This is a genomic window from Actinomyces sp. 594 (genome assembly GCF_019325145.1).
GTDB lineage: Bacteria > Actinomycetota > Actinomycetes > Actinomycetales > Actinomycetaceae > Actinomyces.
Window position 1 is genome coordinate 23,866 of record NZ_PIZC01000009.1, and the last position, 13,075, is coordinate 36,940.

The 13,075-nt window shown below is 68.9% G+C and carries 10 protein-coding genes; 2 read left to right on the forward strand and 8 right to left on the reverse strand.

The window, feature by feature from the left end:
- Positions 1 to 8 precede the first annotated feature (8 nt).
- From GZ998_RS00685 to GZ998_RS00720, 8 genes are all read right to left on the reverse strand, one after another.
- A complete protein-coding gene (locus GZ998_RS00685; RefSeq protein WP_219108343.1) occupies positions 9 to 1,133 on the reverse strand; it encodes a putative glycoside hydrolase in 1,125 nt (374 codons plus the stop codon).
- Positions 1,130 to 2,899 (reverse strand): GT4 family glycosyltransferase PelF, encoded by a 1,770-nt coding sequence (pelF, locus tag GZ998_RS00690; protein WP_219108345.1) that lies wholly within the window; start codon positions 2,897 to 2,899, stop codon positions 1,130 to 1,132. Before pelF ends, GZ998_RS00685 begins: the two co-directional genes overlap by 4 nt.
- The gene (locus GZ998_RS00695; RefSeq protein ID WP_219108346.1) at positions 2,893 to 4,071 is read right to left on the reverse strand and encodes a beta-carotene 15,15'-monooxygenase; all 1,179 of its coding nucleotides are present in this window, start codon (positions 4,069 to 4,071) and stop codon (positions 2,893 to 2,895) included. Before GZ998_RS00695 ends, pelF begins: the two co-directional genes overlap by 7 nt.
- Positions 4,072 to 4,643: 572 nt before the next feature.
- Complete coding sequence (locus GZ998_RS00700; protein WP_203233981.1) at positions 4,644 to 7,166, reverse strand: ATP-dependent Clp protease ATP-binding subunit; 2,523 nt, start codon at positions 7,164 to 7,166, stop codon at positions 4,644 to 4,646.
- A 572-nt stretch (positions 7,167 to 7,738) separates the two neighbouring features.
- Positions 7,739 to 8,320: an O-acetyl-ADP-ribose deacetylase gene (locus GZ998_RS00705; RefSeq protein WP_162679063.1), complete on the reverse strand. Its 582-nt coding sequence runs from the start codon at positions 8,318 to 8,320 to the stop codon at positions 7,739 to 7,741.
- 198 nt (positions 8,321 to 8,518) lie between these two features.
- Positions 8,519 to 9,211: a 4'-phosphopantetheinyl transferase gene (locus GZ998_RS00710; protein WP_219108438.1), complete on the reverse strand. Its 693-nt coding sequence runs from the start codon at positions 9,209 to 9,211 to the stop codon at positions 8,519 to 8,521.
- Positions 9,211 to 9,666: a D-aminoacyl-tRNA deacylase gene (gene dtd, locus GZ998_RS00715; RefSeq protein ID WP_219108348.1), complete on the reverse strand. Its 456-nt coding sequence runs from the start codon at positions 9,664 to 9,666 to the stop codon at positions 9,211 to 9,213. The genes GZ998_RS00710 and dtd overlap by 1 nt, the downstream gene beginning before the upstream one ends.
- Positions 9,666 to 10,055: a DUF2516 family protein gene (locus tag GZ998_RS00720; RefSeq protein WP_219108350.1), complete on the reverse strand. Its 390-nt coding sequence runs from the start codon at positions 10,053 to 10,055 to the stop codon at positions 9,666 to 9,668. Before GZ998_RS00720 ends, dtd begins: the two co-directional genes overlap by 1 nt.
- Positions 10,056 to 10,242: 187 nt before the next feature.
- On the opposite strand from GZ998_RS00720, the gene fucP reads away from it, so the two are divergent.
- Positions 10,243 to 11,640, forward strand: a complete 1,398-nt coding sequence (fucP, locus tag GZ998_RS00725; RefSeq protein ID WP_219108352.1) for an L-fucose:H+ symporter permease — start codon at positions 10,243 to 10,245, stop codon at positions 11,638 to 11,640.
- The gene (locus GZ998_RS00730; RefSeq protein WP_219108354.1) at positions 11,637 to 12,929 is read left to right on the forward strand and encodes an ABC transporter substrate-binding protein; all 1,293 of its coding nucleotides are present in this window, start codon (positions 11,637 to 11,639) and stop codon (positions 12,927 to 12,929) included. Before fucP ends, GZ998_RS00730 begins: the two co-directional genes overlap by 4 nt.
- Positions 12,930 to 13,075 lie beyond the last annotated feature (146 nt).

Sequence of the window (13,075 nt, forward strand, 5' to 3'; positions counted from 1 at the left end):
GGAACGGCTCAGGGCACCAGAGCGATCACGCCCTCGTGGGGGCGCAGTCGGAGACGGCGAGGCAGGGGTGCGCCGTCGGGCCGCCCCAGCGGTCCCGGTTGTACCGCGCCATGCGGAAGAGTAACGGTTCCCCCGCTCTCCCCGTCGGGTATGGCGGCCGCGACCCCGCCTTCAAAGCGCCGTCGCCAGACTCGGCCGGACTTGCGCACAGGCCCGCACGGTCGGCCAAGATCGGCGTCCATGGCGGGGAACCAGGGCGTACGCGAGTAGTCATCGTGCCCGGTGGCCGCATAGGACAGGCGCGGGGACCCGGCCCCGATGATCCAGAACATCGCCAACCCGTACAGGCCCTGCCGGGACCCGTCATACTCCGGACCAGACCCACCTGAGGGCGTGCGCAGCAGCCCCAGGCCCGGGCCGTCGAGCTGGCCCGCCTGCGCAGCCGCCGTCGCCGCATCGAACAGGATGTCCTCCCCCCAGCCCAACCAGCACTCGTCGAAGCCCCCGCCCCAGGCGGCGTGGCGCTTCCAGCGGCCGGGTTCGCGCCGCGCCTCGGCGATGTTGGGAACCAGCAGGCGGCCAGTAGCGGACAGGGCCCGCCCCGCCACGTCAACCAGTTCGCTCAGCGCCAGGCGCAGCCCCGCGACGTCGGCCGGGGCGTGCGGGTCGGCGGCGGCAATGGCGGGCAGGTCCAGACCGTAATAGTCCTCGAAGACATCGTTGTCCGCCATCACCCCGTCGAAAGCGGTTCCCTCCAGCGATCCGGCGACGTGCTCCGCCCAGGCGGCGCGGTAGTCGGGGTCCCACACGCGGGCCTGGAAGTGTCCCGGATAGGAGGACCACTCCACCGGCTCGCCGGAGCGGTGCGCGATCCAGCCCCGCGCGTCAGCCTCCCGCCAGCCGATCCCCGAGGCGCAGCGTTCGGGCGGTTCGAAGTCCCGCGCCGAGGACAGGCAGCGGTAGGCCAGCACCGTCATGTCGGGGCGGGCGTCCTTGAGCCTGGCCGCAACCTCCCGCTCCCAGGGCTGGAGGACCGCGGTCCGGTAGTGGGCGACGGCGAAGTCCACCTCTGCGGGTGCAATCGGCCCGCCGTAGCGCAGCCAGGCGCCGACTCCCGTGCCGGTGCCGGTCATTTCGCGGCCGACCGCCCTTTGGGCTTCCGGCTCCAGTTCCACTTAACAGGCCGCCGCGGCGCCCGGTGACGTCCCCGCGACGACGGTGGTACGCCATGTGGCCGCCGCGCCCCCGCGTTATGAGCCGCGTCCGCCCTGGGACGGCCCACTCCTCCCTCCACGTACAGCTCATGGTATGCGGCGTTGACCCGCAGCAGGTTGAAGGCGGTCTCCGCCCTTGCCCGAGCGGAGCGGCTCATCCGCTCAAACAGGTCAACGTCGCTCGTGACCTGCTGGATCCGGTCCGCCATGAGTACCGGGTCCCCGGGGGAGATGATGAAACCGCTGGGGTCCAGGACCGTCCCGTCCTGGGCGGTGATGGCGTCAAGGACAACCGGCCGCAGCGCGCCCACGTCGGTAGACACGGTGGGAATACCTGCGCCCATCGTTTCCAGCGACACCACCGGCAGGCCCTCGTTGTAGGACGGAAGGAGGAAGAGGTCCCAGTCGCTCAGGTGCTCACGGACGTTGATCGTGCCACGCACCGTGATGACGTCTTCCAGGCCGAGCTCCGCGATCCTGGCGACGCAGCGCTCGTAGTAGTCGGGAGCGTGCTCGGTGGGACCGCATACATCAAGGTGGAACCGCAGGCCGCGCTCGCGCAGAATCCGCACGGACTCAATCAGGTCCAGCAGCCCCTTGATCGGTACAACCCTGGCTATGTACACCAGCCGCCACCGGTGGGCCTCAACTCCTTCCTGCCGCAGCAGCCGGGTGGCGTCACGCCGCTCGGCGTAGGCCCCATCGAACTCGTCGATGACGATGCCGTTGGGGATGACGTGGACCGCGGTCGAGTCGAGCCCCAGTTCCCTGGCCTCTGAGACGGCGTCGGGATACAAGTAGGTGGTGGCGTAGGCCTCCGGGTAGCACAGCCTCCCCATCTCGATCCACCAGGCCATCCACATCCGGTCCCGCCCGCCGACGTCGAAGGTCCGGTAGTCCTGCCGGGTGACGGGCTTGTCCATGCGCCTGCCCAGCAGTGTATTGATCGTGTCGCGTACGTAGAGGTTGTGCTCGGTCAGCAGGAAGGACCCCTGGTTCTCCCGGGCGGCGTTGGCGGCCAGCAGGGAGGCGTAACCGGTGGTGTGGGCGTGATAGACGCGCGCCCGGGGCATGGTCTGCCCCAGCACCGCGTACGCCAGGGAGAAGAACTCGCGCAGGCACCAGAACAGCTCGCTCAGCGACATCCCGAGTGTAGGCATCCGGTCGCGGTAGGTCTCCATGAACTCGGCGGACCCCAGTAGCGCCCACAGCGGGTAGCGGCGCGTCGAGGCGGCCATGCCCTCCGCGATCAAGTCCCAGACCGGCTTGCCCTCACCCGCCGCCAGCGCCTGCAGGGCGTCGATGAGCCGGTGAGACAGCACCAGCCGCTCGCGGTGGTTCATGTGCAGGTCGGCGGGGCGGCTGGAGGTGAACTCCGGGTGGTCCGCCATTGACAGGTACACAACCTTCACCCAGCGCACGTTCCCCGGCATGCCGTACAGGTCGGTGCGCGGGGAGTCATGGTCCCAGGTGATGTGGATGATCCCGAACGTGAGGTCCGGGTTGCCGGTGATGATGTCGTGGACGACTGCGGAGACCCCGCCCTTGAGATACGGGTAGGTGGACTCCATGACGATGGCTACATCCACCTCCGCGTAACGCCCGTCAGCGGGAACGCCGTCGGGCAGGACGGCGCCTGCGGGCTCGGTCCCGCCCATCACCGGGTCGTGTTCACTGCTCACCATGACAGGGCCTTTCGCCAGAAGAAGGAGTACTCGGGCGAGGACCAGCGCGCCCGGTAGATGATCACCGAGACGGCGATCAGCGCTACGTCAACCAGCGCCGTCGCCGCGAATGAGGCGGCCAGGCCGCCAACCAGGGTGAAGCTCGCCAGCGCCGCCAGCAGGTGCGCGGCGGACAGCCACAGCGCCAGGGCGGGGTCCCCGGCATGGTCGATCTCGTAAGCGAGCAGGGTGAGCGCTGCCAGCAGCGCCGACCCCAGCGACACGGCGAACGCCTCAAGCAATGACGCGGGGGCCAGTACTGCAATCGCCGCCAGCACCACGGCCACGCCCAGGGCCTCCACCAGCACGGCGCGCACGAGCGCACGGTCCATGAGCCTGGTGAGATAGCGGCTGCGATCGTGCAGCGACTCGATGCTCACCGACTCAAGCCCCTGGTGGAAGTCCGACAGCGCCCCGGTAACCCTGGGTGTGGCGATTGCGAAGTAGAAGGTGTAGCCGAGTACGGCTGGCTGCAGGCACAAGTAGGCCAGGGCAATGTGCCACTGAGTTCCGACAGTGAGGAAGAGGAGGAGCTTGTCCGCCCAGAGCACGCCGCCAAGAACCAGGCCTCGCCCCATGTCCGCCACGTAGTCCTTGACAGGTACGGGCTGCGGACGCAGCAGGCCGGGCATTAACGGCACCAGCGGCACGACCTGCGTGACGGTGGCCAGCAGCGGCGGCAGGTACCAGGCCGTTGGCAGTAGCAGCACCGAAGCGGCGTAGGCCACCCAGCCCAGGGCCCAGTGGCGCCTGCGCCGCAACAGGTCCGCCACCATGAGCGACTGGGCGAAGACCATGTTCTCCATCAGCAGCAGGAAATGCGCGGCGAGCGCCGGTGCGGGCCAGTGCGTGGTCAGGGCCACGAGTGCTGTGACCACCAGCGCCGGTGGAACCGAGAATGCCAGGACAGCCGGCCACAGTCGGATGAACTGCCCGGCGCACTCGCCCGGTCGCTCATCCACGACGGGCCCCATGAGCCGGTAGACGGGGCCGCAAACCACTTGGCTCAGCCAGGGCACGCCCACGGCAACGCTGATGATCAGCGAGGCAATCGGCTGGCCGCCGACCACGTGCCCCGCCATCCGGCTCATGGCCAGCGGGTAGGACAGGCCCAGGAGTATCGCGGGAGACATGGCTAGCAGGAGCGTCTCGACAGCCCAAGTGGCTTTCCGCCCCAAAGAGGGCTCATCCGGGCCGGTCAATGGTCTGATCCACCCCGGCAGCGGAGGCGCTTGCCGGGCGGAAACAGGCACGGTCGCAGTCATGATGGGTGTATTCCTTGAAGGGTCCAGCAGAATCTGTAGATAACGACTTGCAAGCACTTGACTCCAGATGCGCCAAGCACTTCCACTAACGCCGCACACACTAACCGAGAACACGCCGAGGACCAGTGAAAACGGGGCAGTAGCGCGAAGGTCACATCAAACTCACAGCCCGGTTATGGCAAGCGCCACTTGATCCTCTTCGTTACCGGGACCCGCAAACCCGTCCCGCAGCCGCCTCCCGGCCCCGATCAATCCTGCCCGCGCTTGCCCCCGGCAACCGGCGCACACCCATACGCGAAGGCGGGGCCACTCCCCTGGTGGGAAGCGGCCCCGCCTCCATACACTGCCGAGCTCCATGCACCACGGAGCAACCGGCACCTAGCCGACCGCCCGGCGGATCGAACGCCTACTGGCGGGTCAGTGCCACGCTCATGCCACGCTCACTGCTGCGCCGGCTCGGCCGCGGCCGAGGCGATCTCCTCCGCCTCGCGTACGGCCTCCTCCGCGTCCTGCCGGGGCACGCCGCGGAAGGTGAACTCGCCCAGGATGCCCTCGCCCTCGGCGTCGACCAGGACCTTCTGGCCCCGCTCGATCTCCCCGAAGAGGATCTTCTCGCTCAGGGCGTCCTCAATGTCGCGCTGGATGGCGCGGCGCAGCGGACGAGCACCGAGCACCGGGTCGAAGCCGCGCTCGGCCAGCAGCTCCTTGGCGCCGTCGGTCAGCTCGATGTCCATCTCCTGCTCGGCCAGGCGCGCAGCCAGGCGGCCGATCATCAGGTCGACGATCTGGCGGACCTCCGCCTTGGTCAGCTGCGGGAAGACGATCAGGTCATCCACGCGGTTGAGGAACTCGGGCCGGAACTGCTGCTTGAGCTCACGGTTGACGTGCGCCTTCATCTCCTCGTAGTCCATGGTGCCGCCCTCGGTGGACTGGAAGCCCGTGGCCACGGCCTTGCCGATGTCCTTGGAGCCGAGGTTGGTGGTCATGATGATGACGGTGTTCTTGAAGTCCACCACTCGGCCCTGGGCGTCGGTGAGGTGACCGTCCTCCAGGATCTGCAGCAGCGAGTTGAAGATGTCCGGGTGGGCCTTCTCCACCTCGTCGAACAGCACCACACTGAAGGGACGCCGCCGCACCTTCTCGGTGAGCTGGCCGCCCTCGTCGTAGCCGACGTAGCCGGGGGGCGCACCGAATAGCCGGGAGACGGTGTGCTTCTCGGCGAACTCGGACATGTCGAGCTGAATCAGCGCGTCCTCGTCGTCGAAGAGGAACTCCGCCAGGGCCTTGGCCAGCTCGGTCTTACCCACGCCGGTGGGGCCGGCGAAGATGAACGAGCCGCCGGGGCGCTTGGGGTCCTTCAGGCCCGCGCGCGTGCGCCGGATGGTCTTGGACAGGGCCTGAATGGCCTTGTCCTGGCCGACGATCCGCTTGTGCAGCTCATCCTCCATGCCCAGCAGCTTGGCGGACTCGGTCTCGGTGAGCTTGACCACCGGGATGCCAGTGGACATGGCGAGCACCTCGGCCACGAGGTTCTCATCCACCTCCGCCACCTGGTCAAGGTCCCCGGACTTCCAGGCCTTCTCCTTAGCGGCACGCTCCTCGCCCAGACGACGCTCGTCGTCGCGCAGCGAGGCCGCGCGCTCGAAGTCCTGGTCGTCTATAGCCGACTCCTTCTCCTTCTTCACGGCGGCGATCTTCTCGTCGATCTCGCGCAGCTCGGGCGGAGCGGTCATGCGGCGGATGCGCAGCCGCGCGCCCGCCTCATCGATCAGGTCAATGGCCTTGTCCGGCAGGAAGCGGTCGTTGATGTACCGGTCGGCCAGCTTGGCGGCCGCCTCAATGGCGTCGTCGGTGATGACCACGCGGTGGAAGGCCTCGTAGCGGTCGCGCAGGCCCCCGAGGATCTCGATGGTCTCCTCGATGGAGGGCTGCTCGACAGTAACCGGCTGGAAGCGCCGCTCCAGGGCGGCGTCCTTCTCGATCTTGCGGTACTCCTCCAAAGTGGTGGCACCGATGGTCTGCAGCTCCCCGCGGGCCAGCATCGGCTTGAGGATGCTGGCGGCGTCGACGGCACCCTCAGCGGCCCCCGCCCCGACGAGGGTGTGAATCTCGTCGATGAACAGGATGATGTCGCCGCGGGTGCGCACCTCCTTCAGGACCTTCTTCAGGCGCTCCTCGAAGTCACCGCGGTAGCGCGAGCCTGCCACGAGCGAGCCCATGTCCAGTGAGTACAGCTGCTTGTCCCGCAGGGTCTCGGGCACGTCGCCGTGGACGATCGCCTGACTGAGGCCCTCCACCACAGCGGTCTTGCCGACGCCGGGCTCACCGATCAGCACCGGGTTGTTCTTGGTGCGCCGGGAGAGGATCTGCATGACGCGCTCCCTCTCCTTGTGGCGGCCAATGACCGGGTCCAGCTTGCCCTCGCGCGCGGCGGCGGTGAGATTGCGGCCGAACTGGTCCAGGATGGCCGAGCCCGACGGCGCGCCCTCCTTGTTGGAGCCGCCGGCGGTAACCGTCTCCTTGCCCTCATAGCCGGAGAGCATCTGCATGACAGTCTGGCGGACGGTGGACAGGTCGGCGCCGAGCTTGGTCAGCACCTGCGCGGCCACGCCCTCGCCCTCGCGCAGCAGGCCGAGCAGGATGTGCTCGGTACCGATGTAGTTGTGGCCCAGCTGCAGCGCCTCGCGCAGGGACAGCTCAAGCACCTTCTTGGCGCGCGGCGTGAAGGGGATGTGGCCGGAGGGGGCCGACTGACCCTCGCCGATGATCTCCACGACCTGGGCGCGCACGGCGTCCAGGGAGATGTCCATCGACTCCAGCGCCTTGGCGGCAACCCCCTCGCCTTCGTGGATCAGGCCCAGAAGGAGGTGCTCGGTACCGATGTAGTTGTGGTTGAGCGCGCGGGCCTCGTCCTGGGCCAGGACGACGACGCGGCGGGCGCGGTCGGTAAAGCGTTCGAACATCGCTGATTGCTCCTCGGCACGTGCGGTTGGTGGTCGCGTTGCCCGGGTTCGGGCACTGCCCGGATTGGGGGAACGCGGGGCACGCGCTGACAAGGCTAACGGCGCGGGGCCGGCAACCATGCCCCTGTTCGCAGTGGGCGTGAGCAGGGTTGAGCCGACCCGACTCAGGAACAAAGGAGGGCGGGTGCATGCAGGCCCTCGTACCAGTGGCCGAGCGGGAGTCCAAGCATGGCGACCTACCCCCACCCTGACGCCGGGCTCCTGCACAAGGACCTAGCAGGAAGAGCGAGGGACGTGGCTACCGCTATCCCCGTGCCTGAAAGTGAGGTCATCTGCAACGCCACCTCACCGCCTGCAACGCCACCTCACCGTCTGCAACGCCACTTCGGGGTTAACAACGCCTGTTAACGGCCTGCTGAAGGGCTGCGAGGTATACAGCAGGCCGTTAAGTAGCGTTGTTAACGCCCAACCGGCGTAGCTGACGCCCCGCCCACCACACGCCCGACAAGCCCGACCGGCCTCGTGCGCGTCAACGCCCGATAGCTCCGACGCCGAGCGCCGGTCACCGGGACTCAGGCGCCCAGGGCGGCCTGGAATGCCCGCAGCAGCCGGTCGGAGAAGAGCACGAAGCGCACCACTTGCAGTCCACCCGCTTGCTCCGCGGCGGCGTCGACGACGTCGGTTCCGCACACTTCCACGCCACTGGCGGTATCGGCTCGGGCTGCGAGCGCGCGGGCCTCGGCCACGGCGGCGCGGGCGACGGCGTCGGCATCCCAGCCGTATACGCCCGCGGAGATCGCCGGTACCGCCACGCTGCGGCAGCCGAGTTCCTGGGCCAGCTCCAGGCTGGAGCGGAAGGCGGCGCGCAGCAGCGCGGGGTCGGTCTGGCCGGCGTGCCGGTTGGGGCCGACGGTGTGGATGACCCAGCGGGCGGGCAGGTCGAAGCCGGGAGTGGCCACGGCCTGACCCACCGGCAGCCCATCGGGCAGGCTGGTGGCGCGCAGCTCGCGGCAGGCCTGGAGCAGACGCGGCCCGGCAGCGCGGTGGATGGCGCCGTCGACCCCGCCGCCTCCCAGCAGCCCGGAGTTGGCCGCGTTGACGACGGCGTCGGCCTCCTGGGCGGTGATGTCCCCACGTACCGCTTCTATCCGCATCATGGCCCCTATCGGTTACGTTGCACGACCCCGGTGTACATTGCACGACCCTCCGGGGGTCGTGCAACACGCACGAGGGTCATGCATCCCGTCCGGAGGTGTCGTCTACTACGCCGACTGGACCTTAACAACGCCGCTTACCCTACTGCTGTACACCCCGGACCCCTTCAGCAGACCCCGAAGTGGCGTAGTAGAGCGCTAACCGGCGTAGCAGACGACCGCGCTCGCCAACAGGCCACCACTCGTGGCCCAGCGGCCAGTCAGGTCAGCGCCATCTGCATCGAAGTGGGCGCCCGCGGCGAGCCGAGCCGTAAAGGTACCGTCCGGCCGCACGGTCACCGCGGCGTCGGCGAAGCGCAGGGGGCAGTGCGTCAGGGGGAACCACGCCTTGTAGACGGACTCCTTAACGCTGAACAGGAGCCGGTCCCAGGCCACATCCGGGACCGCCTCGACCAGCTCGCAGACGTTCTCGCGCTCCACCGGTGCGGCGATCCGCTCAAGCACGCCGCGCGCGAGCGGCCGGTTCGGCTCGGCGTCGATGCCCACCGCCGCCACCCCACTCGCGCGGGCCACCGCCGCCGCCCGGAATCCCGTGCAATGAGTCAGGGAACCAACGACGCCGTCGGGCCAGGTGGGCTCCCCCGCCGGCCCGGGCACCATAACCGGTCGGGCCAGCCCCAGTTCGGCCAGCGCCCGCCCGGCCAGGAACCGCACGGTGGTGAACTCGGCGCGACGCCGTGCCGAGGCCCGAGAGACATGGGCGGCCTCGGGCGGCAGCAGCGGGGCGTCGATGTCGCAGCGTGCCTCGGCGACGATCACCGACTCCGGAACGAGCCCCAACAACAGGGGCGCCTCCGCGGGCGTCAGTGCACCGGCAACCGATCCAGGCATCACGCCTCGACGAGGATGGTGACCGGGCCGTCCAGCTCGGCTTCAATGTCCATGTGCGCGCCGAAGCGTCCGGTGGCCACCTCCAGGCCGCGAGCGCGCAGCTCGGCAACCACCGCCTCCACCAAGGGTTCGGCCACATCGCCCGGCGCCGCACCGTTCCAGGACGGGCGCCTCCCCTTGCGCACGTCGGCGTACAGGGTGAACTGGGATACCACCAGTACCGGCGCCCCCAGGTCGGTAACCGACACCTCCCGGCCCGGAGCACCGCCGTCGTCGCCGGGGCCGTCGAAGAGCCGCAGCTCGGCGATCTTGCGGGCCACGGTGGCCACCTGCGCGGGGCCATCGTCATGAGTGACACCGACCAGGGCCAGCAGCCCGGTACGGTCAATGGCGCCGACGACGTCTCCGTCGGCCCGCACCGCAGCCCGGTGCACGCGTTGCAGGACTGCGCGCATCAGCGGCCAGGCGTCCAGTCGCGCGGACCCCGGCCGCCCTGATAGCCGCCGCGGCCATTGGGGAAGCGGATAGAGGAGCGCACCCGCACCGGTGAGTAGTACTGCAGCGCGGGGCGGACGTCGGCCAGGTAGACGGCGTTCGCGACCACGCCCAGCAGGCCCAGCATCGAGGTGGCCCCCATCAGCAGAACCACAGCCACGCCGGCGGCATTGACGCCGAGCCAAAAGCCCTTCGTGCGCTTGTCAGCCGCGATGAAATGCGAGGCGTCATGGGTGAACGTGTCAATCAGCGCCCAGACACCCAGGCCCACGGCGGTGAGCTGCGCGATCCGCCAGATCACACTGACGGCCAGCGACACGTAGTAGGCAATGAGAACCAGATTCTCCACGTTTCCACTCTAGCCGCCGCCCTGCCGCGCCGCGAGGTCCATCCCTCCGGGCATGACCCGCCGCCACACATACGTGATATGGTTCAGCTCACATTCGAGGCGGTCGTCCCCTGCGTCCGCCGCCCCGCCAACCATCTCAACACCTCGCCCCGACGCACACCGCATCACCGCCGATCCGGGAGCTCCCATGACGGCCCTGGCCGAAACGAACAAGTCCGACCTCTCCGCGCCCCCCGCACCTCAGACGCCCACCAGAATCCTGTATCCGGGCGCCGCGACGCTGCTGATCGCAGTCATCGGCTGCTTCACTGCCTGGGGCATCGCCGCAGACCTGACCACCCCCATGGTCTCCGGGTTCAAGCGCATCTTCGACATGTCCTCCTTCCAGGCCTCGCTGGTGCAGATGGCCTACTACGGCGCCTACTTCCTGCTGGCGATCCCCGCCGCCCTGATCAACTCCCGGTGGGGCTACAAGGCGGGCATGGTCTCCGGCCTGGCGCTGGCGTCCCTGGGGGCCTTCGGCTTCTGGCCCGCCTCCCAGGTGATGACCTACGGCGCCTTCCTGGCCGCGCTGTTCGCCATCGCCGCAGGCTGCTCGCTGCTGGAGACCTCCGCCAGCCCCTACGTCATCTCCCTCGGCCCGGAGGAGACCTCCACCCGGCGCCTTAACCTCGCCCAGGCCTTCAATCCGCTGGGCACCAACATCGGCGTGCTGATCGCCTCCACCCTCATCCTCCCCAAGCTCGACACCCCGGTGAACCTGGCCGACGTCAGCCCGGAGACCGAGCGGGCCATCCGCGCCGAGCAGCTGCGCGCCGTGACGGGGCCCTACATCGGCCTCGGGGTCCTGCTGGCCGTCATCCTGGTAATCATCTTCGTCCAGAAGGCGCCACCCACCGCCCAGGTCGCCGAGGACGACGCCCCGCGACCGACCAGCCCGCTGGCCACCCTGTGGCGTTCCAAGCGCTACCGCTACGGGGTGATCGCCCAGTTCTTCGACGTGGGCGCCCAGGTGTGCTGCTGGACCTACATCATCCAGTACACCCAGCAGGCGATCAACGGCTCCCTGCAGCTGGGCTCGCAGATGCTGCAGATCAGCTTGATCGTCTTCCTGATCGCCCGTTTCCTCATGACCGCCGTCATCGCCCGCATCCGGGCCACCAAGGTGATGGCCGTCCTGGGCACGATCGCCGTTGGCCTGTGCATCTACGCCTCGCTGCGCCCCGACATCACCGGCGTGATCGCCATCATCTCGGCCTCATTCTGCCTGTCGCTGATGTTCCCCACGATTTACGGCGTGGCCCTGTCCGGGCTCGGGGACGCCACCAAGTTCGGCGCCGCCGGCCTGGTTATGGCGATCGTTGGCGGGGCGATCATGCCGATGGTGCAGGGGCGGATGATGGACGCCACCAGCGCGGCCCGCTCGTTCATCGTTCCGGCGGTGTGCTTCGCCATGGTGACCGCCTACGCGATCTACGACTTGCGCGCTCCCGCCCAAACAGCCGCCACCGCGGCCGCAGCATCAGAAACGACCTCCGGTGCGGCCCCGGCCGGAACAGCATCCAAGAGGAAGGTCCAGTCATGACTTCCCTGAGAAAACGCGCCGCCGCCCTGATCGCGGCGGCCAGCACCGCCCTCGCCCTGACCGCCTGCGGGAGTCCCTCCGCCCCGTCCGGCTCCGTCGAGGTGCTGTCCTGGTGGACCTCCGCCTCGGAGTCCGTCGCGCTGGACACGCTCGTCGACGCCTACAAGGAGCGCAACCCCGACGTGTCCGTGGACCAACTGGCCGTCGTCGGCGGTGCCGGCTCCCAGGCCCACGTGACCCTGGCCTCCCGCATCGCCCGCGGCGACGCCCCCGACGTGTGGCAGTCACTGACCGCCGGGAACGTCACGGCGTGGCGGGACGCCGGCGTCGTCGGCGACGTGTCCCCCCTGTTCACCGACGAGGTCACTGCCCAGCTCCCCGAGGAAATCCTCGCCTCGGTCACGGTGGGCTCCAGTCAGTACGCGGCGCCGCTGTCCGTGCACCGGGCGAACATCCTCATGTTCAACCGCGACGTGCTGCAACAGGCGGGCATCAACGAGCCGGGGACGGGCTACTCCCTCGACGATCTGCTCGCCGACCTGGACACCCTGCAGGAGCAGGGGACTACGCCGCTGTGCATCGGCGGCGCCGACTCCATCACCACGGCCGGGCTGTTCGAGTCCGTACTGCTGGCCACCGTGGGTGAAGAGGGCTGGGCCCAGATCGAGGCCGACCGCTTCGACTGGTCCGGCCAGCAGGTGAGCGACGCCCTGGAGATCTTCGGGCGGCTCATGGATCACACCGATCCCGACGACGCCGACCGCACCTGGGACGAGGCGGCCGGTCGGCTGGCGGAGGGCGAGTGCGGCTTCTACCAGATGAACGACGGCGCCCTGACCGAGTCCGAGGCGCTGGCCGGGTCCACCACCGGGGAGTCCCCGGTAGCCTCAGTGGTCTTCCCGGGAACCGAGGGGACCTTCCTAATCGTGGTGGACGCATTCGTCCGCTCCTCGACTTCGGCGGACGGCGAGGACGCCGACGCCTTCCTGAGTACCGTGCTCGACCCGCAGGTGCAGACGTCCGTGTGCGAGGTGAAGGGCTGTGTGCCGGTGCGCAATGACGCCGACGTCTCCACGCTCACCCCCTACCAGCAGCAGGCCGCCGAAGACCTGCGCAGTCAGAAGGTGCTCAACTCGATCTCCTACGGCGAAGTGATATCCCCCGCGATGCAGGACGGATTCTTCAAGGCCGTGAAGAACTACCTGTCTACCCGCGACGCCTCAGCCGCGGCCTTCGCCCGCATCCTCACCGAGCGGATCAACGAGGGCGCGGCCGGCCCTAACGTCTGAGCGGTCGGCCGGCTCGCGCAGGCGGTCTGGCGCCGCCACATCCGAGCGGGGCGGCCCGCGCGGTGAGTCGACTCCTGACCCAATACCGGATCGCCGCGGGCCCATCAAGATTGCGGGGCCGTCAACCACCGGCGGTGGTTGACGGC

What these genes read in the sequence shown, in the direction of transcription:
- GZ998_RS00685 (WP_219108343.1), bottom strand. Translation starts at nt 1,133, where the DNA reads ATGACCGGCACCGGCACGGGAGTCGGCGCCTGGCTGCGCTACGGCGGG.
- pelF (WP_219108345.1), bottom strand. Translation starts at nt 2,899, where the DNA reads ATGGTGAGCAGTGAACACGACCCGGTGATGGGCGGGACCGAGCCCGCA.
- GZ998_RS00695 (WP_219108346.1), bottom strand. Translation starts at nt 4,071, where the DNA reads ATGTCTCCCGCGATACTCCTGGGCCTGTCCTACCCGCTGGCCATGAGC.
- GZ998_RS00700 (WP_203233981.1), bottom strand. Translation starts at nt 7,166, where the DNA reads ATGTTCGAACGCTTTACCGACCGCGCCCGCCGCGTCGTCGTCCTGGCC.
- GZ998_RS00705 (WP_162679063.1), bottom strand. Translation starts at nt 8,320, where the DNA reads ATGCGGATAGAAGCGGTACGTGGGGACATCACCGCCCAGGAGGCCGAC.
- GZ998_RS00710 (WP_219108438.1), bottom strand. Translation starts at nt 9,211, where the DNA reads ATGCCTGGATCGGTTGCCGGTGCACTGACGCCCGCGGAGGCGCCCCTG.
- dtd (WP_219108348.1), bottom strand. Translation starts at nt 9,666, where the DNA reads ATGCGCGCAGTCCTGCAACGCGTGCACCGGGCTGCGGTGCGGGCCGAC.
- fucP (WP_219108352.1), top strand. Translation starts at nt 10,243, where the DNA reads ATGACGGCCCTGGCCGAAACGAACAAGTCCGACCTCTCCGCGCCCCCC.
- GZ998_RS00730 (WP_219108354.1), top strand. Translation starts at nt 11,637, where the DNA reads ATGACTTCCCTGAGAAAACGCGCCGCCGCCCTGATCGCGGCGGCCAGC.